Genomic DNA, 25,687 nt, shown 5'->3' with positions numbered 1-25,687 from the left:
AGCGGAAATCAGCGGGGGTTTACCTGAGTACGGTAAATCCCTGCTTTTCGAAGAATGGCACAGCTTTTTCTGACTTGATGTAATCAAACAGCGACACCGCATCAGCATTCTTGCTGTCGCTCAGAATTGCGATCGGATAAATGATAGGAGGATGGCTGTCCTCGGGAAACGTTCCTACGATCTTGACTTCTTTGTCAGCTGTCGCATCCGTCCGATAGACGATTCCGTAGGGTGCTTCGCCACGTGACACAAGCAACAAAGCAGCACGCACGCTCTCCACGCCGGCGATCTTGCCCTCCACGGACGACCACACACCAAGAGATTCGAGAGCGGCCTTGCCATACTTGCCTGCCGGAACCGAATCCACAGCACCCATAGCGAGACGGTCTTCGCCCAAAAGTTTGGCGAGGTCAAAACCCTTTTTGATTTCGACGGGTTCTGCCTTGTCTTTCGATGCAACCAGAACGATGCGATTGCTCAAGAGATTTTTGCGTGTTTCGGCCTTGATCAGGTTTTCCCTTGTAAGGTAATCCATCCAGTCGAGATCAGCCGAGATGAAGATATCAGCGGGCGCGCCAGACTCTATCTGCTTTGCCAGAGCCGAACTCGCTGCGTAGGAGATTGTGGCTTCCTTGCCGGATTGCTTCTGCCACGCGTGAGTTATGTCGTCGAGTGCGTTCTTGAGACTAGCCGCTGCGAAGACGGTTACCGTTTCTGCAGCTTGCGCAGAGCCTGACAGCGGAATTATACCAAGCCAAGCGACCGAAAGTGCGGCAACTGTCATTTGCCAGTGACGACGACCAATGCCCATATTCAACCTCCGATAGGCGTGCGAAATATTTTCCTAAATATATCGGTGGCTCAGGAATGGCTAGTGTTATATTTTCACGAATATATTGAATGGAGGTTAGTTTGTTAGCGCGACCGCTCATTGACGTAAATTGATGCCTCCTTGGCTGCATCAATAAGGGCGCGCCTGACTTCGTCGGGATGCAATCGACCCGCCCCAGCTTCAATACATGCTTGCTGCGCTGTGGCATATTTTTCGCCACAGTTTTTAGGCCAATATTTTGCAAGAACTTCAGCTGCCGATTCAACACATGAAACACGTCTTATAAGGCGCATTCGATCTGTAATGGTGACGTGTTCAAAAGCCATTCGTGTCATATTGATTGAACGCGATTGTTCAATTTGAGTTCCAACGTGCTCGTGGCCGAAATGAAGGGGCAGGTAGAGCTTGGTAAAGTCGGCTTTACCGATCACGCGGATTGCCAAACTTCGCATTTCGCGGCCGCGAATATTCATCGATGCGCGGAAGTTCGTCGGCAAATTCGACCCACGGCAGCCTCAGCCGCCAATATGTTTGCGCCTCGGGCGGAAATCGCTCCGGGTAATCGAAAAAGCCGATCGTCAAGTAGAGTTCATCAGCAATGCCCACGTCCAAATAGCTGATCGACGTGCCACAGTCCGCGCAAAAGCTGCGAGTGACGCCAGGCGTTTTCGAGAATGTCTTTGGCTTGCCGCGCTTTAGCTGGAATTGGTCGGGTCGATAGCCGACCCAAATGGTTAGTGGGCCTCCAATGGCACGGCGACAATCATCGTCATGGTCATAACAAATCCAGAACGGATCGCCCTCGACCTTCGCAACAATTGCGCCGCAAAAACACGCACACGTTTCAACCCTGCCTGCCATTTCGGACTCCTCCATTTGCCGTTGTTTAGCGCAGCTCTAACTGGAACCTTCTTCCATAGCCCTCGTTAGATTCCATCTACCAATAGCGAGGACGATACCATGACGACGACATTCGACACCGATCGAGGCAACGGCGGCGAAACACACCAGCATGTGCCTGAAAAGGGACCGCATGATGGTGCCGACCATCTCACCACTAATCAGGGCATCCGCATCACCGACAATCAGAATAGTTTGAAGGCAGGCGAACGTGGCCCGACATTGCTTGAGGATTTCGTCCTTCGCGAAAAGATCTTCCACTTCGATCATGAACGCATTCCTGAACGAATCGTTCATGCCCGTGGATCGGCTGCACACGGCTACTTCGAACTCAATGATTCACTTTCCGACATTACCAAAGCCGACCTATTCCAGCGCGCGGGTGAAAGAACACCCGTATTTACGCGATTCTCAACCGTAGCTGGCGGTGCCGGATCGGTTGATACCCCAAGAGATGTCCGCGGCTTTGCCGTGAAATTCTATACGAAGGAAGGCAACTGGGATCTCGTTGGCAACAATATTCCCGTCTTCTTCATTCAGGACGCCATCAAGTTTCCCGATCTCATTCATGCTGTGAAAATGGAGGCTGACCGTGCTTTTCCTCAAGCCGGAAGCGCGCACGATACTTTCTGGGACTGGGCCTCGCTGATGCCTGAGACTACACATATGCTGATGTGGGCTATGTCGGACCGCACTTTGCCTCGGTCGCTTCGCATGATGCAAGGTTTCGGTATCCACACATTCAGACTTGTCAATGCGGATGGAAAATCCACCTTCGTCAAATTCCACTGGCGGCCCAAACTCGGCATTCAGTCAACTCTTTGGGATGAAGCATTGAAGCTTCAGGCAGCGGATAATGATTTTCATCGCCGCGACCTCTGGGAAGCGATCAGTTTGGGAAACTATCCAGAATGGGAACTTGGATTGCAATTGTTCGATCAGGAATTTGCTGACGCTCAACCCTACGACGTGCTCGACTCGACGAAGATAATCCCGGAAGAGGTCATTCCACTTCGGATGGTTGGGCGCATGGTTCTCGACCGGAATCCTGATAATTTCTTCGCAGAAACTGAACAGGTTGCCTATTGCCCCGCCAATATTGTGCCTGGAGTAGATTTCACCAACGACCCGCTCTTGCAAGGTCGTCTCTTTAGCTATCTCGATACGCAAAAGTCGCGTCTTGGAACGGCAAATTTTCACCAACTGCCGATCAACGCACCGAAGTGTCCAGTCATGAACTTTCAGCGTGATGGTCAAATGCAAATGAGCGTACCAAAGGGTCGTGCCAACTACGAACCCAATAGTCTGTCATCCGACGGCGAAGCGGGCGGACCACGGGAATGCCCAGTGATGGGGTTTGGAACTTTTGAAGGTGGTACGAGCCAAGGGGAAAAAGGGGATAAGCTACGCGTCCGCGCTGAACTCTTTGCCGATCACTACAGCCAGGCCCGGCTGTTCTGGCGTTCGCAACAACCATCAGAGCAAGCACATATCGCCTCTTCGTTCGTATTCGAGCTTTCCAAGGTTGGACTGAAGCAGGTGCCCCCAAGAATGGTCGGCAATCTGCGCAATGTAGACGAGGAACTAGCCAGACGAGTAGCGGATGGCCTTGCGATAATGTTACCAGAGAAAAACCCGGCGGCACGCGACCCGATCGATATGGAGCCTTCTCCGGCTCTGAGCATTCATTCGAACATGATCGATACGTTGCGAGGGCGGAAAGTCGGAATTCTCGTCGCGGATGGAAGCGATGCGGCCGCACTTAAAACTCTGCAAGAAGCGATCAGGGATGCAGATGGGCAGCCTTTCGTGGTCGCGCCGAAGATAGGTGGAGCAAAACTTTCCGACGGAAAACAAATGAAAGCCGATGGTCAGCTGCTCGGATCGCCCTCGCAATTATTCGACGCAGTTGTTGTCTTACTGTCGGAAGATGGAGCCAAACTCTTGATAAAGGAAGGTGCTGCCATACAGTGGCTCATGGATGCGTTTGGACATTTGAAGGCCATCGGCTACGCCTCTGCAGCTCGACCGTTGCTCAATAAGGCAGGAATTGAGCCAGATGACGGTGTGGTAGAATTAGACAAGAGCTTCATTGAAAAAGCCAAGAAGCGTTATTGGCAACGCGAACCGAAAATACGGCTCTTGGCCTAGTACGAAGTCAGAGCACGACCTGCGCGTTCAAAACGCCAAGCAACCCCATCTTCAGCCATCTGTTGTTTGGCGCCGATCTCGGCCGATGGTCCGGGCGGCTTGTATCTGCACCATGTTCGCGTCCGATCGCTGATCGACTTTGCCCGTTAGCCGAACACCAGAAATAAAGCGGAGAACGTTCAAAGATCGTTGCAAAAGACCGGAGGTGTCCGGGCTGACCTCGGAAGTCGTTTCTGCAATCCTTTATAGCAACGCGTATACTTCATGCAATTTTAACACGAATTTAAGTCAATCTACTTAGGGTTTGACCAGCACAGTCAACACAATGGCAATCAAATGCGTGGAACTCATCACAGACAGCTTGAACCTCGGGATTTTCTCATCCTTGCGATTCTATTTGTCCTGGTTCTCGGGGCATGTTGGCTTGTGGGTACAAGTTTCATGGATACGGCTAAGGCCGGGCATACTCCAGATGCTGGATTGGTAAGCGACGCCCCCTGATGTGGGGTAGATACCGGCGAAATGCATTCCATACCCGGCAGATGAACATCACTGCGTGGTGACCATCGGGCCAGACGAACCTTTTGGCGCAGTGAACGGCATGGTGAATACTTGCCCCGCAATTCCTGCAGCCAGCCCTGACGAGAAAGTCAGTGGCGTACAACTGTTGAGCGCATCGATTGCCGATGCAATGAATTGCTGACGAACCTTGTCGTCTCCCTCGATAGCGATGCTCGTTGGCCGCGGCTTGCCTATCAGCGTTCCATCACGTTTGAAGCTGAAGCTCAAGGTTACGGAACCTTTGGCGTCGGACGGTGCTTGCCAGCACGTGTCGATAGCGCGCCCTACATCGTCCATCGTCTTCAGCGGCTCTGCTTTGGATTGAGTAGAGAGACAGATCAGAAGTGCGCTTGTGACTGCGAGAGGTTTGAAAACGTTCATTTCGTTACTCCTGCCCTTCAATGCCACAAGATCAGAATCAGTTGCAGCACGGAACATGATCGTGATCAACAAATACATTTTACCACTATATTGCAGTGATAAAACAGAATTCGGCGGGAAAATGAAGGTTAGGGTAAATACTGACAGGCCGCACATTGAGCGCGGCCTGTCATTTTCTTTAACTATTGCAGCCCGTTGGCTTTCAGTATCTCCGGTGCGTTTTCCTTGGTAATGGCTTGCGTATCCAGGACGATTTTCTTTTCCACCTTCTCGCCTGCAAGCACTTTTAAGGCCTGACGCAAGCCCTCGGCCCCGGGAGTCGGGTAAAGGAATGTCGCGGCCAACTCTCCTTTGTTCACCCATTGAACACCTTCATTCGGTAGTCCATCCACGCCGATAAAGAGAATATTCTTTTCGCGGCCGGCATCTTTTGCAGCGAGATAAGCACCGTATGCCATGGGATCGTTGTGACCGTAGACAAGCGTTATATCTTCATGATTACGCAGCGCAGTCGCCATGATGTTATAGGCCTGATCCTGCTTCCAGTCGCCCGATTGCTTATCGAGAAGGTACTTGATCCCGGGCTCAGCGTCGGTGTTTTTGTGAAAGCCGTTGCTACGATCATGGCTGGCCTGAGTGCCGAGTCCGCCCCAAATTTCGACGACTGTTCCCTTGGCTTTGCCCTTGCCACCAAGGAGATCAACAGCATGCTTACCCGCCGCTTCCCCAATGACGACGTTGTCGCCGCCGATCCACTGCGTGTACTTTTCTGTATCGACGTTACGGTCCAGGACTATGACTGGAATCCCTGCATCCATGGCTTTCTCGACAACGCCTGTGAGACCAGCAGATTCCTTCGGAGAAATCAAAATCGCATCAACCTCCTGACGGATGAAGTTTTCGACGTCGGCGACCTGTTTTTCCGTCTTGTCCTGCCCGTCAGCAACGAGGAGCTCGACATTGGCGTGTTTCTTGGCTTCAGCCTCGAGGTCTTTGTTGAACTGGACGCGCCAGGGCTCGACGGTCGTCGTCTGGCTGAAGCCGATCACATACTTATCCTTCGCATCTGCGACGGACACGTTGAATACGAGCGGCGCGATCAAGGCTGTCGCTATCGCCCATTTTGCAAATTGTCTGCGGTTAATGTCCATTTTCTCTCTCTCCCTTTGGGTTTAACTGCCGTGAGTTAGTCGCCCGGTCGTTGCGGATTCTTGATTTGATTGGGCTCGGATTTGTCGATCACATCTCGCGCCCTCAATTGCGATAGAAAGAACAACCATCCGCTGGAGCGCCGCTCTTGGAGAAGAACAGCGATGATGATGATCGCGCCCTTCAGAACAAGCTGGGTGTTGCTGTCGATGTTGTTGAGTTGGAGGATATTGCTGAGGAAGCCAAATATGAGGACACCAACCAATGTGCCGATCATCGACCCTCGCCCGCCCATTAGGCTTGTACCGCCAATGACAACGGCCGCGATGGCATCGAGCTCAAGTCCCGTCCCGGCATCCGGCTTTCCCTGCCGATACTGCGCAACATAAAGAATACCGGCTAGAGCAGCCAGGTAGCCCGATATGGCATAGACAGTGATCTTTACACGCCAAACAGGCACACCGGCCAAGCGGGCAGCTTCTTCGTTTCCCCCGATTGCGTACACATAGCGCCCAAATTTCGTAAATTTCAGGATTACCCAGAAGAGGACGATTATGCCGGCAAAGATGACACCCGGCACTGGGATGATCCCGAATACCAACGAGCGCAGAGCCTCGAAATCTTCGGTGGCGTTACTTCCCGTATAAACAGGCCAGACGGCAGTGTTCTGCCCTGCAGTCAATCGTGCGATTCCGAGGCCGGCGACCATCATGGCAAGCGTGACTATGAAGGGTTGCAACCGGCCACCGACAATGATCAATCCGTTGATAGTACCAAGCATGAAGCCAACCGCCGGCACGACTAGGAGAACGAGGAGAACTCCTGCCTTTCCGTCTGAGGTCAAGGCCACCGCAAATGCCAGAACAAGAGCGGCAGCAGCGGCAACGGCCAACAGCGGTTTTGAGACGGCCGGCGGGTTCGTACCTGCGTCGAGCGCAGCCCTTCGCTGCAACTTTATCCCGAAGGTGAGAACGCCAAACACTACCAAAAACGCCAACAGGAATATCGCCGGTACACCAAGCAGGTATGCGGAGGACCAGCCTTCATTGGTCAAGAGCATGGCGCAGACCACAGACCCCAAAGCCAGCACGGAGCCGACAGAAAGGTCGATACCGGCAATGAGAATGACCAGCGTCATCCCTACGGCGGTTATACCCGTAACGGAGATTTGTCTGAAAACATCGGAAAGATTTCCGAACGATAAGAAGATGTTGTGACCTTTTGATGAGACGGGCGATGAAATAACACCTACCAAAAAAAGCAATGCCAGTCCCCAATAAAGCTTTGTCGACTTGAGGACGCTCTTCAATCGTTCGGTGCTATTTGATGATGGCATGATCTGCTCGCTTGTATTCGTCATGCAGCCTCTCCCGTGAGTGAATTGCCCAAGGGTGTCGCAAGCTCCATTACCCGTTCTTCCGAGAACTCGTGGCTCTCGATGATCCCCGCCGCCCTGCCTTCGCGCATCACAAGAATCCGGTTTGAAAGCGCCAGCAGTTCCGGTAGTTCCGAACTGACCATGACGATCGCCACCCCTGATTGAGCAAGCTTTCTCAGAAGGTCATAAATCTCGTCTTTTGCCCCAACATCGATCCCGCGCGTCGGCTCATCCAGTAGAACGACACTTGGTTTTGTTTCGAGCCATTTGCCAAGAACGATCTTTTGCTGGTTTCCGCCACTCAGTTCATCGATCTGTTGGTCCGGACCCTGGCAGCGAACGCGCATAGCCTTGATCATTCGGTTGGCAACGGCGTTCTCTTGAAATTGCGTCACCCAGCCAAGTGGCGCGATCCATGGCAGCGAAGGCAGAACAGCGTTCGATCGAATATCCGCCTGCATCAAAAGACCCGTACCTTTGCGGTCCTCTGTGAGAAATGCGACACCCCTGGCCACCGACCGTCGGGGGGTGAGCGACTGAGCATCGGAACTCGCACCAGAACGCTGGACCGAACCCGAGCGCTTGCCAATTGCCGAACCGAATATGAGTTCCAAGACTTCAGTCCGGCCCGAGCCGAGCAGACCGCCGATGCCCAGTATTTCACCGACATGAAGGTCGAAACTCACGTCATCGACCACACCATGAATCCGGCCGCGCGAGTTCGGTCTCTGAAGGCCGAGATTTCTGACGGACAAGACAATCGGATTGCCGGACACTGGTGCCTTCTTCTCCTGCTTTTTCAGGTCTCGTCCAACCATCATCCGGATCACATCGCGCTCGCTGATATCGCCAGAGCGCCGTGTTGCAATAAAATTGCCGTCGCGCAGCACGGTGATCTTGTCAGCCAACGCAAAAACTTCACTCATACGATGTGAGATATAGACGATCGCCACACCTTGGCGCGCCAGTCGGCGAACGAAGCTGGCGAGGCGCTGTGCCTCTGCCTCCGACAAGGCCGATGTGGGCTCGTCCAGCACAAGCACATCCGCATCCAGGGAAAGCGCTCGCGCAATCTCCACGAGCTGCTGCTCCCCAACGCGCAAGTTCTCGACGTCCGCACGTGGATCGATATCGATGCCGAACCTGGCAAGAATTTCTGCACTTCGAGCTTCAATTTCCCTGTAGTCGATGAACAAACCGGCTTTGAGCGGTTCCCGTCCCAGAAAGATATTCTCTGAAACGCTGAGGCTTGGGATAAGGTTGAGCTCTTGGTGGATGATCGCGATACCGTTGCGCTCGGCTTCCTTGGGCGTCACAAAATCGACCTCGCGTCCACGAACGGTCATTTGTCCGCTGCTTCGACGATGAACACCGCTCAAAACCTTGACGAGTGTTGACTTGCCCGCACCGTTTTCGCCCATCACGGCATGGATTTCGCCAGCATATACATCAAGATCGATGCTTCGCAGGGCCACGACGTGAGCAAAGGATTTGCTGATCCCGCGTAACGAGACGATTGGGGACTGGCTCTCCAAAATGCTCCTCCCAAAACATTCTTTCAAGTTGGTGTGTAACATGTTAGATGTTATTGGATCAGAGTCAAATATTTTAGTTTTGAGCGTTCACAGGATTTTCGCAGAACAACAATGGGGGTCTGAACTTGCAGCTTCGTTCTCCGAGCAGAAACTTCAAAGAGCAAAAAGTTGTCTCGGTCACGCGCAAAGACCAAGTTTACATAATATTGAGGCAGGCAATCATTTCGTCGCAATTGTCACCGGGCGAAACCATTCGCAAGGAGCTTGTTGCGGCGCAATTAGGTGTTTCCCGCACCCCGGTCAGCGATGCAATAAACCGGCTTGCGGATGAGGGTCTTGTTGAAATCTACCCGCAGACAGGAACCTTCGTCGCACGACTATGGCTCGACAAGATCGAAACGGCGCAATTCGTCCGCGTCGCGCTCGAGACAGCCGCCATTCGCCGCACTGCAGAGCGTGCAACACCTGAAACCCTCGCTCGGTTTCGGCAAAATCTGGAACGTCAGCGCAAGGCCGCCGATAAGCAGGATTTTGAACAGTTCTACGAACTCGACGAAGCGCTGCATGACCTTATTTGCGATGCTGCAGGACTAGTGGGGTTGCGCGAGATCGCTTCAAAGGAACGCAGTCAGATCGATCGCGTCAGAAGACTTTTGCTCCACTACGAAACCCGGATGATCGAGACTTTGGCCGAGCATGAGGCGATCATCTCGGCCATCGCCGACAAGGATCCCGACAAGGCCGCCAAGACGATGGAAGCACACATAGCCCAGATGGGCAAAATGCTTTTGCATCTTAGAAATAAACGCCCGGAACTGTTTGGAAGCTAGTCGTGAAGATTGCGCGAAATGGCGGAACCGACGGTCAAACCCCGAAACGTCGCCTCGAAACCGCCTCGTTCGGGTGAGCACGCCATGATACCTGCCGAAGCGTCACCCGATGAAAACGGGGCCAGACGGGCGAGTTGCCATGCTGCGCCATTGACCGAGAATTGCACCCGTACTGCATCCCCGTGACGCGTCAGCCGCACACCTATCTGATCTTTGGTACTCGAGCCATGAAGAGGGATCACGGACCAATCCGACGTGCCGTTGGTGACAACGACGCTGAAATGCATCAGCCCATCCGTGTATTCGACACCAGTCTTGATCCAATGCTGTGGGTCGATGCGCAGCAACAGCCCCGCTTGATCGTACAGTTGTTGGTAATCGCCGCAGACCGTGACGCTGGCCGTAAAATCACCACTTACCGGCGTCAGGTAGGCATGGCCATTGTCACGCTCGAAACCGTAAAAGGTCTGCCGCCAGAAGTCGGTTCTTTCCTTGGTCGCGACATGAAGTTCGTTGGCATCGCCGCTGAAGGCCGCCGGTTCGTTCACCCAGCTGAATAAATTGCCCATGGATCCAGATCTCGCACTTATGTTTATTCGAAGACGTGTGCCTTGCCAAGCACGACTATCTGGACACGACTCCCAACCACGGGCAAATTTATGCTTGTTGTCTTGATCACCAGCGAAGGCTTGTCCAGCCTGCCATGATTATTGTCAGTCAGTGAAATGGCGATAGAACAAGAAGCACCGCCGAATTCAGTCCGGGTGATATTCCCGTAAAAACCCGAGTCATCATTGGCGTCAACAGACACCGGAGAAAGAACCACTTGCTCGGGCCGGAGCATGATCTTCGCAGGACCTGAGTGAAGTGAACTGGTTTCGATACGGCCGAGTGGGCAAAGAGCCCAACCATCGTTGAGCTGGGCATCCAGGATGATGGCGTCACCCAAAAAGGCGGCCGTGTATGGATCGCGGGGATTCATATAGAGATCTTCGGGTGAACCTACTTGCAGAAGCTTGCCCTCCCGCAAAATGGCGACCTGATCAGCAAACGAGAGGGCTTCGGCCTGATCGTGGGTAACCAATATGGCGGTGATCTTCTGAGTGCGCAGCACCTCGGCCACCGATGTCCTGATACCTTCGCGCAGACCTGCATCAAGAGCAGAAAACGGCTCATCGAAAAGCATTAGTTTCGGCTGTCTGGCCAGTGCGCGAGCGAGTGCAACACGCTGTTGCTGACCTCCTGACAATTGATGCGGACGTCTATCCCGCATAGCCGGTGTGAGTTCGACCAGATCCATCAGGGCCAGAATGCGTTTGTCGCGTTGCGGAGTATTTCGTTCGAGCCCGAACCCGATGTTGTCGCTGACAGTCAAATGCGGAAACAAGGCGCCGTGCTGTGCAACGGTGCCGATACTGCGACGATGTGCAGGAACCACGGCTGGTCCGTCCGCCAGAACACTTCCGTCCAACACGACCCGGCCCGTATCGGGTACTTCGAATCCAGCGATCAAACGCAGTAGTGTAGTTTTGCCAGACCCGGAGGAGCCAACGACTGCGGTGCGGCTGCCCGCTGGCACAGCGAGAGTGATATCGTCGAGAGCAACTACTCTCCCGTAGCGCTTGCCAATGCCGGTAACCGTCAAAAATGTCATCGTCCGCCAAATCGTTTTGATTGTGCATAAAGCAGAAGCGTCATGGGCAGGGACAAGAGTACCATCATGAGCGCATAGGGTGCTGCACCCACATAGTCTATTTCGCTGGTGAGCGACCAAAACTGCATCGCAAGAGTGCGGGTGCCATTTGGTGCAAGCATCAGCGTTGCAGTCAATTCGTTGGTTATTCCAAGGCCTACCAGCGCCATACTGACCGCAACGCCGGGAGCAGCAAGACGCATGGTAATCTGTCTGACTGCCTGCGCAGGCGACCGTCCAAGCGCCATGGCTGCTTGCTCAAGCTCGACCGGTACCTGCGCAATACTGGCGCGCAATCCAACGAGCGACCTGGGCAGAAATAGCAGGGCATAGGCGAGTAGCAGGGTGAATACTGTCTGATAAAGAGGAAGCGCGACGCGTACGGTCACAGTCACCAGTGCCAATGCCACCACCACGCCCGGCAAAGATCCGACATAGTAATGGCACGCCTCCATAATCCGTTGAAAACGGCCCGGCGCCCGAACTGAAAGCCACGCCATTGGCACTGTGATAATAGTGGTCAGAAGTGCTCCTGCAACCGCAAATATGATGGTTTGACCAAGCGCCATGCCAATCAGGTCCAAGCGCCAGCTGTCCATGCCGCCAATAGACAGCCAACGGGCCAGAGTAACAAATGGAACGCCGAGAGACAGCCCGGCTGTGATCAGGCAAATCAGAAAGGCAGGTACGGCCAGCAAACCCAATCTATGTTTCATAGTATCGCGTGGAGCACCCGAACCAACCCGGGCATAGCGTTCATTGCCGCGCAAAAGTGCTTCAAGGCCTAAAAGGCCGAAGCAGCAAACAACCAACACGCCACCAAGCATATTGGCCGCGGGGCCATTAAAGGCCGATTGAAACTGATCGACAATCGCTGTCGTGAACGTATCGAACCGTATCATGACGTAGAGACCATATTCGGCAAGGAGATGAAGCCCGATGAGCAGTGAGCCCCCGCAAATAGCGAGACGCAATTGGGGTAACACGGCAAAAAAGAAGACACGCCACGGGCCGTTGCCCAGCGAAGCGGCCGCATCCTCGATTGCCGGATCCAGCCGGCGAAGCTGCGCGGAGACCGGCAGATACAAGAATGGAAAATAGGCCAAAACTGATACCAGAACGCCGCCGAAAAGCCCATGCAGGCCGGGTATCAGGCTAACCCACGCATAGCTTTGCACAAAAGCGGGCACTGCGAGTGGTGCTACTGCCAGCCAGGACCAGATACGCGCTCCGCGGAGATCGGTGCGCTCCGTGAACCATGCAAGCGTGACTGCAAGGATGATGGAAATCGGAATCGTGACCGCCACCAGCAGCGCAGTATTGATCAGCAGTTCACCCACTCGTGGCCGGAAAATCAGGGCCGAGGCGGTTTCCCAGCCAGTTTGTATGCCGATCCAGATGACAAACCCGACGGGCAGCAACGAGACAAGCGAAACGACCGCCGCCGCTAGAACCATAGGCGGGTTCGACATCCACCGGCGCCGGATGAGCGGGTTGGAAGCTTGGAGAAGATCGCCTGGCTGGTAAAGTGACTGGCTTGGCGGCAATGTAAATTGCTTTCATTGTTGCAGCTACAGTCAGTCAACATGACTTGTGGCTGCCTGGAATTAAGCGACATCCCCGATAGAAGCACCGGGGATGTCGCTGGCGAACTGTTAGCTCGACCGGTGCGTTACGGCTAGAGCAAACCAGCAGCGGTCATCAGATCGGTGACCTTTTTGCTATCGAGCTTCGACGGCTCGACTTTAGGGGCTTGCAGGTCAGCAAGCGGAACCAGTTTGGGATTGGATGCGGCTCCTTCGCCTACCGCGTATTCGAAGGATGTACCGTCGCGCAGAATCTCCTGCCCGCCTTTGCCGGTAACCCACTTTACGAACGCCTGCGCCTGGTCCTTGTGCTTGCTCGAGGCCAAGACGCCTCCGCCGGAGACGCTGACGAATGCACCCGGATCTTCATTCTTGAAATAATGAGTGGCAATGTTCTTGCTGTTCTCTCCGGTCTTGGCCTGATCACCGAAGTAGTAATAGTGGTAGATAACTGCGCCCTCTACCTGACCGGCGTTGACGGCCTTCATCGCAGTGCTGTTGCCCTTGTAGGGGGTGAAGTTTTCTTTCATTGCCTTCAGCCATGCGGCGGTCGCTTCTTCGCCCTTCAGCTGGAGCAGCGCACCGACGATAGCCTGGAAGTCAGCGCCGGATGGCGATGCTGCCCAACGGCCTTTCCAGCTCGGATTTGCAAGGTCCAGCAACGACTTCGGCAGCTTGTCCTCGGTCAACTTGGTCTTGTCATAGACAAAAACGGTGGAGCGGGCTGCAACGCCGACCCAGTGACCGTTGGCCGGGCGATATTTCTCAGGCACCTGAGCAAGCGTATCGGCGTTCAGCGGCTCGAACAGATTTGCGTTGTCGACGAGCGCCATTCCTGGTGAGTTTTCTGTCAGGTATACGTCCGCAGGTGAGGCAGCACCTTCCTGGACAAGCTGGTTAGCGAATTCCATGTCGCCACCGTTGCGCAAAGTTACCTTGATTCCCGTTTCCTTGGTGAAGCCGGCGGCCCAGGCTTCGGTCAGGCTTTCGTGTTGTGCGTTGTAGACAACAATGCCTTCCGACTCACTCTGTGCCGTTGCCAGCATTGTTGAGCCGGCAAGACCGGCGGCAAAAGCCACAACTCCGGCCAAGGATAGAGAGAATTTCATGGCGACCTCCGTTTTAATGAGCATGCGGCTGGAACAGCTGCACATGCTTCCGATAATCATTTATGATGAAAACTGTCAACTTATATCGCATTGGGAAGGACCGCCGAGTGGCATGCACCAGCGATTTTTGCTGAACGTGATTCCCTTCATATCGCTGACAAATACGTCGGGCAAATTGCGATCACTATGCGATCTCGCACCGACTCTCAACCTACCGCACGCGCTCAATGCGAACCGCGTGCCATGGAATTTGTATGTCCCAGACCGCCAAACCATCCCTCGCCCGATACGCTGCCAGCCGCAATTTCGACATGCCTCGACACCTGGGAACCCGCTACAACGCTGAGGGTACCTTCCTGCCGGAACCGGGTAATACTGTTGTCTGTCATCTGGTGGGCGGGTCAGCCTCCGAGCGTGCTGTGAATGAGGTGCGAGACCGCATGCTATCGATGCCCGATTCCGGCAAACTAACGTTCACACCGGTGTCCAGCCTGCATATGACGCTGTTTCAAGGCATCATCGAATATCGCCGCGCGCTGCCATATTGGCCGGCGGATGTTGCTCTCGCTACCAGCATCGACGATATGACGCGTCTTTATCTGGACCGTCTCAAATCGCTGGGAGGCTTCGGGACCTTCAAAATCAAGGTGATCGACGTCACTCCCGTCGGTCTGACTGTCACCGGAGCGAGTTCGGAAGACGAAGCTGTCATCAAAAAATGGCGCGACGCACTCGCCGTTCCGTTCGGCTACCGCCATCCAGATCACGATACCTATGTCTTTCATATCACCTTTGCTTATCTCGTTGACTGGCTGGATGATGACCGCCTTCCAGCTTGGCAAAAGCTGTTGGACGAGTGTCTGCTCTATCTTGAGAGTGCAGCCCCTATCATCGAAATTCGTCCACCCGCCTTTTGCAGCTTCAAGGATATGAACCATTTTGAAGAACTGCTGGTTCTGGGCAACAAGCATCATCTAGAATCTGCGTCGAGCATGGCGAGATAAGCATGCTATCGCCGTTTCGGTTGCGTCGACTGTCGGGCGCCCGCAGCCCATAACTTCATAAAACTGTCATAATTGGGAAACGGAAAATTGAAGGATCAAGAGAAAATATAAATCTAAATGATTATCTCTTCCCCGGAGCTTCCCATGAGTTTTCGTCCAGCCGAAATGTTGGTTTTGCGTCGTTTTGGCGATGATCAGCTTGTTACACTCGCGAAACTAGCTATCGAGACCGCCTTTCAGCCCGTCGTTGAAGCCGCAAGCGGTGCGACGTTTGGCTATGAAGCGTTGATGCGTGGCTATGATCGCTTGGGCTTCCAATCGCCTTTGCAACTTCTGGACAAAGCTCACGACGTCGATCAATTGCTGGAGCTAGAGCAAGTGATCAACAGCCGCGCCTTTGCCGAATTTGGAGGACTGCCCGGCTATAGCCAGCGAATGCTCTTTATCAATATGGATGCAAGGCTCATTGGCCTCGGCAGCGATATCGTGGAACGGCTCACCAATCATTTAACCAAAGCGGGGATACGCCCCTCCTCGATCTGCTTCGAATTATCTGAACGCTTCGACAACGCACAGGACCCGGCATTTTCCGCACTCATCAAAAACCTGCGCCATTCCGGTTTTAAATTGGCCATCGATGATTTTGGTGTCGGCTTCAACGGCCTCAAGCTGCTCTGCGACTATGCAACGGACTATGTCAAAATCGATCGCCATTTCGTGTCAAAGCTGGATTCTACACCGCGCAAACGGCACATCGTCAAACAGATCGTTCAGACCGCACATATGCTTGGCGCCAGGATCATCGCCGAAGGGGTTGAAACCGAAGCAGAATTCGTAATCTGCCGGGAACTTGGCTGCGATCTTGTGCAAGGATATTTCATCGCACGCCCCACCACGCATTTTGGCGAATTGCAGGATTCATATCCTCATCTCGAACAGGCAGGATCCTTACGCAGGCAGACGACAACGCTGGACAGCATCCTGATCAGGGCGCAGGTACAGCGCCTGCCCGCCGTGCGAGAAAATGATGATCTCGACACCGTCTTCGAGCTTTTCCGCAACAACCCGCAACAAAGCTTCTTTCCCATCCTCGGCGCTAACGATGAGCCACGCGGCGTACTGCACGAGCATCATGTCAAAGGAAGAATTTATCACCCGTTCGGTCGCGATCTATTGAAGAACCGCATTTATCAACGCGGGATCGCGCATTTCGTTACCGAGGCCCCCATTGCAGATATCAATACGCCTGCCGAACAGATGCTGAAAATCTTCGCAGGCATGAATGGCAGTGATTGTGTGATCCTGACAGAAAATCTTCGTTATGCGGGCGTGCTTTCAGCTTCGTCGCTTTTGAAAATTATCAATGAAAAGCTGCTCAAGACCGCCCAGGACCAGAATCCGCTGACCAGCCTTCCGGGTAACAGATCCATTCGTGACTATGTTCAGGATGTCATGCGCGACGGCTCCGACACGCGGTATTTCTGCTACTTCGACTTCGACAATTTCAAGCCCTTCAACGATCGATATGGTTTTCAGAAGGGCGATTTCGCCATTGCGCTTTTCGCCTCTTTGCTCAGGCATCATTTCGTCGGAGAAGATAAGTTCCTCGGCCATGTCGGTGGCGATGACTTTTTCGTCGGCATAACAGGAGGAGCGCGCAACGAACTCGAAGCAGTATTGACGCAACTGTTGCTAGATTTCAGCGTCAAAGTCCGCGAACTCTACAGCCCGGAAGACCGCGCAGCTGGTGTTATCCTCGCCCATGACAGGACAGGCGGCGAACATCGATTCCCGCTGATGCGCTGTAGCGTCGCCGTACTGGAAATTGCGGAAGGCCATATACAGGTGGATGTGAACCGCGTTAGCGCATCAATCGCAGCCATCAAGGCATCGGCAAAGGAAAGCGTTACAGGTGTCGTTTTCAGTGGATTGAGCGAAGTCTAGCGATCGCAGCCCGAGGACAGAGGCCCGGGCCGCGACTAAAACTGTTACTTTGGCTGCCGCGATGCAACAGCTTCCATCAGCTTGCCAGCAAGCATCTCATATTTCTCATCATAGTGATGGTCGCCGGCAAGTTCGATCTTCTGAGCCGCGGCAAGCGACGGAGCCGTGCACGCCGTGTCATCTTCTTCCGAACCATAAACGCATAGGACCTTGTCCAGCGGCAGCTTCGCGACTGCCGGCGCTACCTCATTGTCGCCGCCCAAGCCGAGCCACGCACCCACGGAAACCTGAAACGGCGTGGTTTCCTCCGTGCCGATCAAACCGACAAGGCTGATGCGGTCCTGCAGCGGCTTCGGCAGAAACGGCCAAGAGAACGGGATCGTATTGGCGCCGAAGGAATAGCCGAGCAACATCACTGGTAATTTACCGGAGGGGTCAGCCTTGGCAACAATCCTCGTAATGTCCTTGGCAATGTCTTCCGGTTTTCGCAGCGACCAGAAATAGCGGAGCGAATCTACGCCGACGACGTGCACACTCCTTTTCGCGATGATATCGCCAACAGACTTGTCGATATCACGCCAGCCGCCATCGCCGGAGAAGAATACCGCGAGGTATTTAGCCTGGCCATCAGCGGCAGGAACGTCGATGGTGGGCAAGGCCTCCGCTGAAGCATCTTCCTTGGCAATATCGACTGCTGCATCAGCCGCTATTACAAACCGCTTAGCTTTGGTGGCACCAATTTTTTCCTGCACTAGAAAAAATCCGGCACTCGGAGGACCCTTGGGATCAGTGTCAGGCTTCTCCCGCACAATCGTCGTCGGATTGGGTAGATCAGCGTCATAGGAGTAGCTGAACCCCTCGCCTGGAACGGCTTCGTAGTCCGCACCTTCGCATGAGGGAAGCTTTGTTTTGAGCGCCACCGATGGATCGATTGAAACTGCACCGGCAAGTGTAGCGGCCGGAGCATCGGACATCGACGCATAAGCCATGACACCACCCTCGCCGATACCCATAACCACCGGATGCATATAGGTATCGACAGCGATCTGGCGCTGGGCTTCCTTTGCAATGCCTTCAAGATCGGAGACAAAATAGGTGCAATCGCCCGTGTCCTGGTCGAGTTCCTTGCGCCATTTCTCCAGATCAACCGTCAGCACGAGAAAATCACGATCCAATAGCAGTTTCGTCAAGGTTTCATCGTCGGGGCCGAGACCACCCTTCTGCGACACCAGGATGGCAATGCCAGTAGGCTTGCCGGCCGGTTGCAACAATGGGACGTCGCTAAGGCGCTCGGACGAAATAAGAATTCGGCTGCCCGAAGACCCGAAGCCAAACCGAGGGAAAAAATGGAGCGCTGCGGCAAGACCGACGCTAACGAGAACAAGTGCAAGTATCGCGAAGAGGTAGGGCCTGCGAATGAATTTCATCGTTTAAAGACCTCGAAGGGGCTGCCGCTCACCAGGTTTGTCGCATCGATCAGCGAACGAGGTGTCGCGAGGCCCGGGGGGCAAATCAGATAATAGGGAGTCCATTTCGGGCCGAACTTATCCTTGAAAGCGCGCAATCCGTCAAACCGGTAAAATTCAGCGCCGCGACGGTAGATAAATGAACCGATGCGGTTCCATCGGGAGGCCAGATGGCTGTCGGAAAGGCCCGACAGGGGCGCAGCGCCAAGATTGAACCAGCGATAGCCTTCGCCCTTCGCGGCCATCAGGAGATTGGCGAACAAACCATCCATAATGACGCTGGATGCATCAGGCACATGCCGCATCAGATCAACGGCGATTTCCTGATTGCCCGCACCGCGCCACACATTGGCAAAGGCCACGATCGCGCCTTCCTTGCGCAGCACTGCGATGTCGAAGTGTGAAAGGTAGGCGTTCTCGAACGAGCCAAGCGAGAAACGCTTCTCGGAACCGGATTTCATTTCGAGCCAGGCATCCGACACGGCGCGAAGCTCATCCATGATATCCGCGGTTTGGCCCTTTGGAAGAATCTCGAAACTGATCCCTTCCTTTTCCAGACGCCGAGCGGCATAGCGCAAGGGCTGGCGCTTGGAGCCCTCAAGCGAGAAATCGCTAAGATCAACGCGTGCGACTTCGCCCAGCTTCAGGGCGGTCAAGCCCATGTCCAGGAACAAAGGCAGTCTTTCAGGCCCCACTCCATAGAATACTGTTCTCGTACCTGTACGGTCTGCCAGTCCTCGAAAAGCCCATGCCAGATCGGCAATCACATCGTCGCTGCCCACTGGCTCACCCATTGAAACCAGACTACCGCCGGAACGGGCATACATGACAAAGCCTTTACCTTGAGGGTCCATCAGGAAGCGCTTGTCGCCAAGCAAAGCAAGCGCATCCGAAGCGCTCGGGGACATAGCAACGAGATCGGGCACTTGTTCAGGAATAGGCTGGGCGCGCAGTTTGCCCCGGCCAACACCATTGATGATTGTATTGATCGTTATCGCCGCAAGAAAGGTCAGGATGAGGACAGAGACGCGAAGGAAACGCGATGCCTGCGCATCCCAGGCAAACTCCCACCACAGTTGATTCGCATATTCGACATGCCGATAGGCGAAAAGACCGAGCCAGAGAATGGAAAACGCCGTTGTGCCGACGCTGGCCAGCCAACCCCAGGACAAGCTGAAATGTTCACCCAGCGGTTTGCGATAAAATGAATCGCGAAATAGCAGAAGCGTGCCTGCCATCAAAGCAAGCATAAGCGCTTCTTCCCAGGCAAAGGCCTTGCTCAATGCGAAGATCGCCCCAAGGCTGAAGAGGATCAGCGCAAGGAACCAAGCGCGCCACAGACGCCGTGCGAGGCCCCGCGCAACGATCAGCAACGCCAACCCGACGAAGCTTGCGCCAAGATGGGACATTTCCAGAAATGGCAAGGGCAATATGTCGGCAAGCATTTCCAGCCGGTGGTGAAGATCGGGAATGACCGCGGAAATAAGCAGAACGATACCGCCAAGAAAGGCGATACCAGCCGAAAGTGGAGGTATGAGCGGCTCAAACATTCGCACTGCGGAAATGGTCGGGCCAGCGATGAGATGGCGGCGGCGCAATGCTTCAGAAACGACGAAACCGGCTATCGCCATCAAGAATGGTATGAGGGTGTAGATGACACGATACGCGACAAGCGCCGCAATAGCGTCGGGATTTTGCCCCAGCCCAAGGCCCGCAACTATGGTCGCTTCAAACGCACCAATGCCGCCGGGTGCATGGCTGATGATACCGAGAGCGACAGCCACCACGTAGACGAGAGCAAACGCTGGAATGCTGTTCACCGATCCCGCCGGAAGCAGCACATAGAGCGTCGCCGCGGCGGCGGCCACATCCACGAGGCCGGCCAAAATCTGCAGCAGCGCACCCTGCGACGAGGGCAAGCGGACAGATAGCCGGCCGATGTTGAGGGTGCGCTCGCGGCGGGAGAGCCAGTACAACAGGACGGCCACAGCAAATAGAACCAATATACCGATCAGTTGATCGAGAACCGGTCCGAACGAAAATAGCCAGGGTATCCGTGAGGGATCGATGACGAGGGCGACAGCAATCAGAATGGTGAACGCAAACCATATCGCCATCCAGGAAGTACCGATAATCCGGCCGATGTCGGCAATATCTATCCCTTCGGCAGCATAGACCCGATAGCGAAGTGCGCCGCCGGTAAGGAGGGAAAACCCGAGAGCGTTTGAGATTGCATATCCCGCGCCACCCGCCATGGCTGATATGTGATAAGGTACCCGCCCCGGCGCGATTGTTTCGACAGCAACCACATCATAGAGCGCAACGGCGGCGAAACTCACAAATGTAAAGAATAGCGCAGTCAACAGGACGCTGCCTGGTATGGCATGGATGGATTGCTTGACATCATGGATTGAAATGCCGCTGGAAAGATGATCCAGAACCAGCAAGCCGATCACGGCAACCGCAATTCCGAAAAACGCGAACAATGCTGATTTTGTCTTCTTGCCCCACGGCAGTCTTGACTGCGCGCGAGCTTCGATCCTGCGTGTTTGCTTTTCGTTGCCAGGAATGGACGTCATAGGGGGTTCCGAAGCGAGAAACGGATTAAAATAATTTCGATTTCACCATGAAATTGTGACGGCGTCATTAGCCCTGCAATAATGGCGGGATTGAGCCGAGAACAAAGGCAAATTAAACAATGCCCGCATCAACGCCGGTTGAACACGGTGGACCTGTTGATACTGGTGCTACGGTCAATTCGACTTAGGCTGCATCCAGGACCAGATGGCGATGGCTACCCGGAGCTTTGACACGACCAACGGCGGCTGATGGTGGTTTTAATCCCATGCCTTCAGCAATGGCTGTCGCAACTGAATTGCTGTTCTGAACGAGAAAGGAATAACGCAGCTTGGACAGCCGGATTCGCTCGGCAACATCCACCGCCGTACGCCAACGCGCGGCAATGGAAGAAACACTCCCTTCCATAAGCAGCGTCGTGCGCGATGTAGGCCGCACATAGAATTCAGGACAATACACGAGATCGCGTTTCGCATAGTCAGTGACAACGGCTGTGAGGGGTCCGCGAATCGCGCAATAATTGAAACTGCCATCCGCATGGGCAGCACCACCATTGATTTCGTAGAGTGGCCTGCCGGTGTCATCGGTCCAGACAACAAAATTATGGCTGACGATCCCCGCGAAACGCGGGATTGGATAAGAGCCAAAAAGAATGCGGTGGTTCATGAGACGTGACTTTAAGTGACAGAATTATGACTACGGTAGTTCCTCAATAGAGCATTTTTCAGCAAAGACAATACTCAGGTCTTTCACAGAATTTTGAGCTTTTTATACTTAGCCGACACACTATCACTGCAGTTGAAATCAACAGTGGGGAATCCGCGCGGAAACATCCATTTCTCAGCCAAAACCGAATTATTTGTTAGAATATTTGCGACGTTTCCCGAAAATAATACGATGAAATTTATTTTGCCTGTTTTGCAGATTGGCGGAAGCAACTGTTTCATTCGTTGACAAAACATCAGCGTCAGACAACACGCACGCGTATTTCGCCAATTCCGTCCACCCCTCCGATCATTTCGTCGCCAGGCAAAATAGCGCCCACGCCCGCTGGAGTACCTGTATAGATGAGATCGCCGGCTTGCAGTGTAAACAGTGTCGAGAGATAGCTGATCGTCTCCGGTACTTTCCAAATCATTTGATCGAGGTCACCGCGCTGTCGTTCAGCTCCGTTGACTTTCAACCAGACTGCACCCTTGGCAGGATGACCTATGTGTGTGGCAGGCACGACAGCAGAACAGGGCGCAGAAGCTTCGAATGCCTTTCCAACTTCCCAAGGACGCCCAAGCTTCTTGGCTTCCCCTTGCAGATCGCGGCGTGTCATATCGAGACCAACTGCATAGCCAAATACATGATCGAGCGCATTTTCAGTGACAATGTCAGAGCCACCCTTTCCAAGCGCAACAACCATTTCCATTTCGAAATGGACATCCTTTGTCGCAGACGGATAAGGGAAATCGTGACCATCCGTGAGAAGGCAATCCGGATTTTTTTGAAAGAAAAACGGCGGCTCGCGGTCAGGGTCGTGTCCCATCTCGATGGCGTGATCAGCATAATTCCGCCCGACACAATAAATCCGATGAACCGGAAACAGCTTGTCAGAGCCGATCACCCGCAAAGACGGTTGCGGAAGCGGCTCGAAAACAAATTCATTCTGATGCATTCTTACGCCTCATCTCAAATTAAATGGCTGATCTCGATCTCAGTCTTCTCAGACAGCATGACACATACTAGTTGTTATAGAGATCAGACAAATCGCCAATGCAACCTGTCATATGCAGCGGCATAACGCCCTCGACAAGGATTTCGACCTTCCCATGCATCAAAGAGTTGATTTGCGAAATCCGTTGGATGCGGACGACAGCGATGACTTTCTGCTGGAACAGGTGCAGCGGGCGAGTTTCCGCTATTTCTGGGAAGGTGCTCATCCGCAAAGCGGTCTCGCGCGTGACCGGTCCGGCCGGACGTCCGATCCGAATAATGATCTCGTCGCCATTGGCGGATCTGGCTTCGGTTTCATGGCTGTCCTCATTGCCATTGAGCGGGGCTGGATTGCGCGCGATGAAGCACGGCTCCGCATTGAAAAAATGTTGTCAGCGCTCGAGCGCACGAAACGCTACCGAGGCGTCTTTCCGCACTTCATCAATGGCGTGGATGGTACGACCGTACCCTTTACACGCCTGGATGATGGTGGTGACCTGGTTGAAACATCACTTCTCGTTCAAGGACTGATTTGTGTCCGGCAATATTTTGCTTCCCACGCCCCCGAAAACACCGCTATCCGTGACAGGATCAATCGGATCTGGCGATCGGTCCAGTGGGATTCCCACATCAAACCGGGTGAAAAGCTACTCTATTGGCATCACAGTCCAAAATTTGGCTGGGCGCGCAATGTCCCGATCCGGGGCTGGAACGAAGCGCTGATCACTTACGTCCTGGCTGCCGCCTCCCCTGACCATGGCATCGATCCAGAGATTTATCATGAAGGTTTTGCGTCAAATGGCGCCTTCATCAATGGGCGAGACTATTACGGCGTCAGGTTACCATTGGGCCCGGATTTTGGCGGCCCCATGTTCTTTGCACACTATTCTTTCTGCGGTCTCGATCCGCGTGGCCTTATAGACCACTACGCCGACTACTGGTTGCAGAATTGTAGCCACGCGGAAATCAACTACCTGCACAGCGTTCACAATCCACATGGTTATATCGGCTATGGTCAAGCATGCTGGGGCCTATCTTCCAGTCACGGTCCGAGAGGCTACAAGGTAAGTTCGCCTGGTTCAGATTTCGGGTTGATTGCCCCCACTGCCTCCCTCAGTAGCCTGCCATACGTTCCAGAACACTCCATGCGTGCCTTGCGTTATTTCCTGACGCTTCCCCATGGAAAGGTGAACGGCAGGTTTGGCTTCGTCGATGCGTTTTCGCTTTCCAGAAACTGGTTCGCCAGAACCTACCTCGCCATAGACCAGGGCCCGACCATTGCTATGATCGAAAATCATAGAAGCGGCCTACTATGGAAGCTCTTCATGAGCGCGCCGGAAATCCAGAATTCTCTGCGAAGCCTTGGCTTTGCAAGCCCTCATCTGCTCGGATCGCGGGAACCAAACCAAGACTGAGGCATTGCTTCTCCCAGGACAATTGATCATCCTCCGATCGAATTCCGCATCCTCCCATTCAAGGGATCAGACATGAAAATCCATGCTGTTTTTAACCGCGATGGCGGTACGTTTCGCACCATGGATATCAAGTTGTTCGCGAAAACAGCCAAGGAAATTTTTGAAAAGCATGGCCATACGTTTGAGAGCGAGATTGTACCCGGCAAAAGTGTTGTGAAGACGTTGCAAAAAGTTGCTAGCGAGGTGGGCGAGCACGTTCTCATGGCCGGCGGCGGCGACGGCACGATTTCGGCCGCCGCGGATGTTGCCTGGAAAGCAAAGGTGCCGCTCGCAGTCCTGCCCGCTGGAACAATGAATCTTTTTGCACGCGCCCTGAAAATTCCGCTAGATATTAACGTAGCCTTGGAAAGCCTCGCCAGCGGCACCATCCAGGCGGTCGACATTTCTACCGCCAACGAGGAAAGCTTCGTTCATCAGTTCTCGATTGGTTTCCAGCCGCAGATGATCAAGCTCCGCAACACCTTGGAGTATCGCTCCCGCTGGGGTAAGCGTCTTGCAAGCATCCGCGCATTCGCCAAAGCCATGGGCAATCCGCCGCGCTTCGCCGTGCGCCTAGTCATCGACGGCATCCCGACAGAGCGAACCGTTTCCGCTATCTCGATTTCGAATAATCCTTATGGTAGCGGCGTTTTACCGGTGCCTGACAACGTCGACCACGGCGAATTGGGCGTCTACGTTGCCGGAGGCCTAACCCCCGGCGCTATAGTAAAGTTGGCGTTTAGCGTTCTGACCGGGTCGTGGCGCCGCAACCCCGACGTCGACGAAATTCTTGCCAAGGACGTTGAGCTACACTTCCCGCACCTGCGGCGCGGCGCAAAGGCGACCATAGACGGCGAGTTGATCCCGCTCGCGCGAGACGTCAAAATCGCCATTCACGTGGGAGAACTTCAGGTTCTTGTCCCCCAAGTCAGGCTTTCCATATGAAAACGGCGCGGTTTGACCGCGCCGTCCAGTACAGTTGGATACGACGTCAGCTACTTTTCTTTGATTTCTTGATTGGCGCCGCCTGTCCAGCCGCCTTCCTCGCCGCAGCTTCTTCGGCAGCGAGCTGATCGGCGCTCTTCGGCATTGTGTCGACTACCGAGCGCACCTTACCCTTGTCGGTAACGGTGCACATTGCATCGCGGAGATCAACCTTCAAGCGCACCTGATTCACGCCACCACCCACTGGTTCGGCATCGATGGCCTTGATGTTACTTTCGCCCATGAAATATTTGGAAGATGCTGCAGCAATGCACGGTTGAGCAAGAGTGGCGTTCACCGGTGGACGCACAGGCGCAAAAGTCGGCATCGTCGGCATCATGCTCGGTGCGCCGGTCGTAGAACATGCTGCCAGTGGAATAAGAATTGCCAAGGGGGCAATCCGGCTTAAAATATCGGTAGGCAGGCGCATGGTTCTCTCCGCAAAGTCTTAT

Annotated in this window: 22 protein-coding genes; 6 read left to right on the top strand and 16 right to left on the bottom strand. The window is 54.0% G+C overall.

Annotation, left to right across the window (positions count from 1 at the left end; all coding sequences use genetic code 11):
* Window positions 1-19: 19 nt before the first annotated feature.
* From modA to N8E88_RS25815, 3 genes are all read right to left on the bottom strand, one after another.
* On the bottom strand, window positions 20-811 hold the full coding sequence (modA, locus tag N8E88_RS25825; RefSeq protein ID WP_262293081.1) for a molybdate ABC transporter substrate-binding protein: 792 nt from the start codon (window positions 809-811) through the stop codon (window positions 20-22).
* A 104-nt stretch (window positions 812-915) separates the two neighbouring features.
* Complete coding sequence (locus N8E88_RS25820) at window positions 916-1,263, bottom strand: DUF982 domain-containing protein (RefSeq protein WP_262293080.1); 348 nt, start codon at window positions 1,261-1,263, stop codon at window positions 916-918.
* Window positions 1,253-1,693 (bottom strand): GFA family protein, encoded by a 441-nt coding sequence (locus tag N8E88_RS25815; RefSeq protein ID WP_262293079.1) that lies wholly within the window; start codon window positions 1,691-1,693, stop codon window positions 1,253-1,255. The genes N8E88_RS25820 and N8E88_RS25815 overlap by 11 nt, the downstream gene beginning before the upstream one ends.
* A gap of 99 nt (window positions 1,694-1,792) precedes the next feature.
* Between N8E88_RS25815 and N8E88_RS25810 the strand changes: the two genes are divergently transcribed.
* Window positions 1,793-3,883 carry a catalase gene (locus N8E88_RS25810; RefSeq protein ID WP_262293078.1) on the top strand — a complete coding sequence of 697 codons (2,091 nt, stop codon included), beginning with the start codon at window positions 1,793-1,795 and terminating at the stop codon, window positions 3,881-3,883.
* 549 nt (window positions 3,884-4,432) lie between these two features.
* Here the strand turns inward: N8E88_RS25810 and N8E88_RS25805 are convergent.
* From N8E88_RS25805 to N8E88_RS25790, 4 genes are all read right to left on the bottom strand, one after another.
* Window positions 4,433-4,825: a UCP034077 family protein gene (locus N8E88_RS25805; protein WP_262293077.1), complete on the bottom strand. Its 393-nt coding sequence runs from the start codon at window positions 4,823-4,825 to the stop codon at window positions 4,433-4,435.
* Window positions 4,826-5,007: 182 nt separating this feature from the next.
* Complete coding sequence (locus tag N8E88_RS25800) at window positions 5,008-5,976, bottom strand: substrate-binding domain-containing protein (RefSeq protein WP_262293076.1); 969 nt, start codon at window positions 5,974-5,976, stop codon at window positions 5,008-5,010.
* A gap of 35 nt (window positions 5,977-6,011) precedes the next feature.
* Entirely contained in the window at window positions 6,012-7,310 is a 1,299-nt protein-coding gene (locus N8E88_RS25795; RefSeq protein ID WP_262295628.1) for an ABC transporter permease, read from the bottom strand.
* Between the two features lie 20 nt (window positions 7,311-7,330).
* Window positions 7,331-8,929 carry a sugar ABC transporter ATP-binding protein gene (locus N8E88_RS25790; protein WP_262293075.1) on the bottom strand — a complete coding sequence of 533 codons (1,599 nt, stop codon included), beginning with the start codon at window positions 8,927-8,929 and terminating at the stop codon, window positions 7,331-7,333.
* Window positions 8,930-9,012: 83 nt separating this feature from the next.
* Here N8E88_RS25790 and N8E88_RS25785 point away from each other — a divergent pair, with 83 nt between their 5' ends.
* On the top strand, window positions 9,013-9,717 hold the full coding sequence (locus N8E88_RS25785) for a GntR family transcriptional regulator (protein ID WP_262293074.1): 705 nt from the start codon (window positions 9,013-9,015) through the stop codon (window positions 9,715-9,717).
* On the opposite strand, the gene N8E88_RS25780 is transcribed toward N8E88_RS25785, so the two are convergent.
* From N8E88_RS25780 to N8E88_RS25765, 4 genes are all read right to left on the bottom strand, one after another.
* Window positions 9,714-10,286, bottom strand: a complete 573-nt coding sequence (locus tag N8E88_RS25780; RefSeq protein WP_262293073.1) for a DUF1349 domain-containing protein — start codon at window positions 10,284-10,286, stop codon at window positions 9,714-9,716. The two genes, N8E88_RS25785 and N8E88_RS25780, sit on opposite strands and share 4 nt — an antisense overlap.
* Before the next feature lie 23 nt (window positions 10,287-10,309).
* Window positions 10,310-11,371 carry an ABC transporter ATP-binding protein gene (locus N8E88_RS25775; RefSeq protein WP_262293072.1) on the bottom strand — a complete coding sequence of 354 codons (1,062 nt, stop codon included), beginning with the start codon at window positions 11,369-11,371 and terminating at the stop codon, window positions 10,310-10,312.
* Entirely contained in the window at window positions 11,368-12,882 is a 1,515-nt protein-coding gene (locus N8E88_RS25770; protein WP_262293071.1) for an ABC transporter permease, read from the bottom strand. Before N8E88_RS25770 ends, N8E88_RS25775 begins: the two co-directional genes overlap by 4 nt.
* Before the next feature lie 206 nt (window positions 12,883-13,088).
* Window positions 13,089-14,105 carry an iron ABC transporter substrate-binding protein gene (locus N8E88_RS25765; protein ID WP_262293070.1) on the bottom strand — a complete coding sequence of 339 codons (1,017 nt, stop codon included), beginning with the start codon at window positions 14,103-14,105 and terminating at the stop codon, window positions 13,089-13,091.
* A gap of 254 nt (window positions 14,106-14,359) precedes the next feature.
* Between N8E88_RS25765 and N8E88_RS25760 the strand changes: the two genes are divergently transcribed.
* Both N8E88_RS25760 and N8E88_RS25755 read left to right on the top strand, forming a co-directional pair.
* Entirely contained in the window at window positions 14,360-15,109 is a 750-nt protein-coding gene (locus N8E88_RS25760) for a DUF1868 domain-containing protein (protein WP_262293069.1), read from the top strand.
* Window positions 15,110-15,253: 144 nt separating this feature from the next.
* A complete protein-coding gene (locus tag N8E88_RS25755; RefSeq protein WP_262293068.1) occupies window positions 15,254-17,053 on the top strand; it encodes a GGDEF domain-containing protein in 1,800 nt (599 codons plus the stop codon).
* Between the two features lie 44 nt (window positions 17,054-17,097).
* Here the strand turns inward: N8E88_RS25755 and N8E88_RS25750 are convergent, their stop codons facing one another.
* From N8E88_RS25750 to N8E88_RS25735, 4 genes are all read right to left on the bottom strand, one after another.
* Complete coding sequence (locus N8E88_RS25750; protein WP_262293067.1) at window positions 17,098-18,480, bottom strand: virulence factor family protein; 1,383 nt, start codon at window positions 18,478-18,480, stop codon at window positions 17,098-17,100.
* Window positions 18,477-21,098 (bottom strand): bifunctional lysylphosphatidylglycerol flippase/synthetase MprF, encoded by a 2,622-nt coding sequence (mprF, locus tag N8E88_RS25745; RefSeq protein ID WP_262293066.1) that lies wholly within the window; start codon window positions 21,096-21,098, stop codon window positions 18,477-18,479. Before mprF ends, N8E88_RS25750 begins: the two co-directional genes overlap by 4 nt.
* Before the next feature lie 184 nt (window positions 21,099-21,282).
* Window positions 21,283-21,762 carry a hypothetical protein gene (locus N8E88_RS25740; protein WP_262293065.1) on the bottom strand — a complete coding sequence of 160 codons (480 nt, stop codon included), beginning with the start codon at window positions 21,760-21,762 and terminating at the stop codon, window positions 21,283-21,285.
* A gap of 301 nt (window positions 21,763-22,063) precedes the next feature.
* On the bottom strand, window positions 22,064-22,759 hold the full coding sequence (locus N8E88_RS25735) for a fumarylacetoacetate hydrolase family protein (protein ID WP_262293064.1): 696 nt from the start codon (window positions 22,757-22,759) through the stop codon (window positions 22,064-22,066).
* A gap of 154 nt (window positions 22,760-22,913) precedes the next feature.
* On the opposite strand from N8E88_RS25735, the gene N8E88_RS25730 reads away from it, so the two are divergent.
* Together N8E88_RS25730 and N8E88_RS25725 are read left to right on the top strand one after the other, a co-directional pair.
* On the top strand, window positions 22,914-24,212 hold the full coding sequence (locus N8E88_RS25730) for a glucoamylase family protein (RefSeq protein ID WP_262293063.1): 1,299 nt from the start codon (window positions 22,914-22,916) through the stop codon (window positions 24,210-24,212).
* Between the two features lie 72 nt (window positions 24,213-24,284).
* Entirely contained in the window at window positions 24,285-25,196 is a 912-nt protein-coding gene (locus N8E88_RS25725) for a diacylglycerol/lipid kinase family protein (RefSeq protein WP_262293062.1), read from the top strand.
* Window positions 25,197-25,242: 46 nt separating this feature from the next.
* Here the strand turns inward: N8E88_RS25725 and N8E88_RS25720 are convergent, their stop codons facing one another.
* Window positions 25,243-25,665 carry a hypothetical protein gene (locus N8E88_RS25720; RefSeq protein WP_262293061.1) on the bottom strand — a complete coding sequence of 141 codons (423 nt, stop codon included), beginning with the start codon at window positions 25,663-25,665 and terminating at the stop codon, window positions 25,243-25,245.
* Window positions 25,666-25,687 lie beyond the last annotated feature (22 nt).

The organism is Phyllobacterium zundukense (assembly GCF_025452195.1).
GTDB lineage: Bacteria > Pseudomonadota > Alphaproteobacteria > Rhizobiales > Rhizobiaceae > Phyllobacterium > Phyllobacterium zundukense_A.
This window is presented reverse-complemented; position numbering and strand designations above follow the sequence as displayed.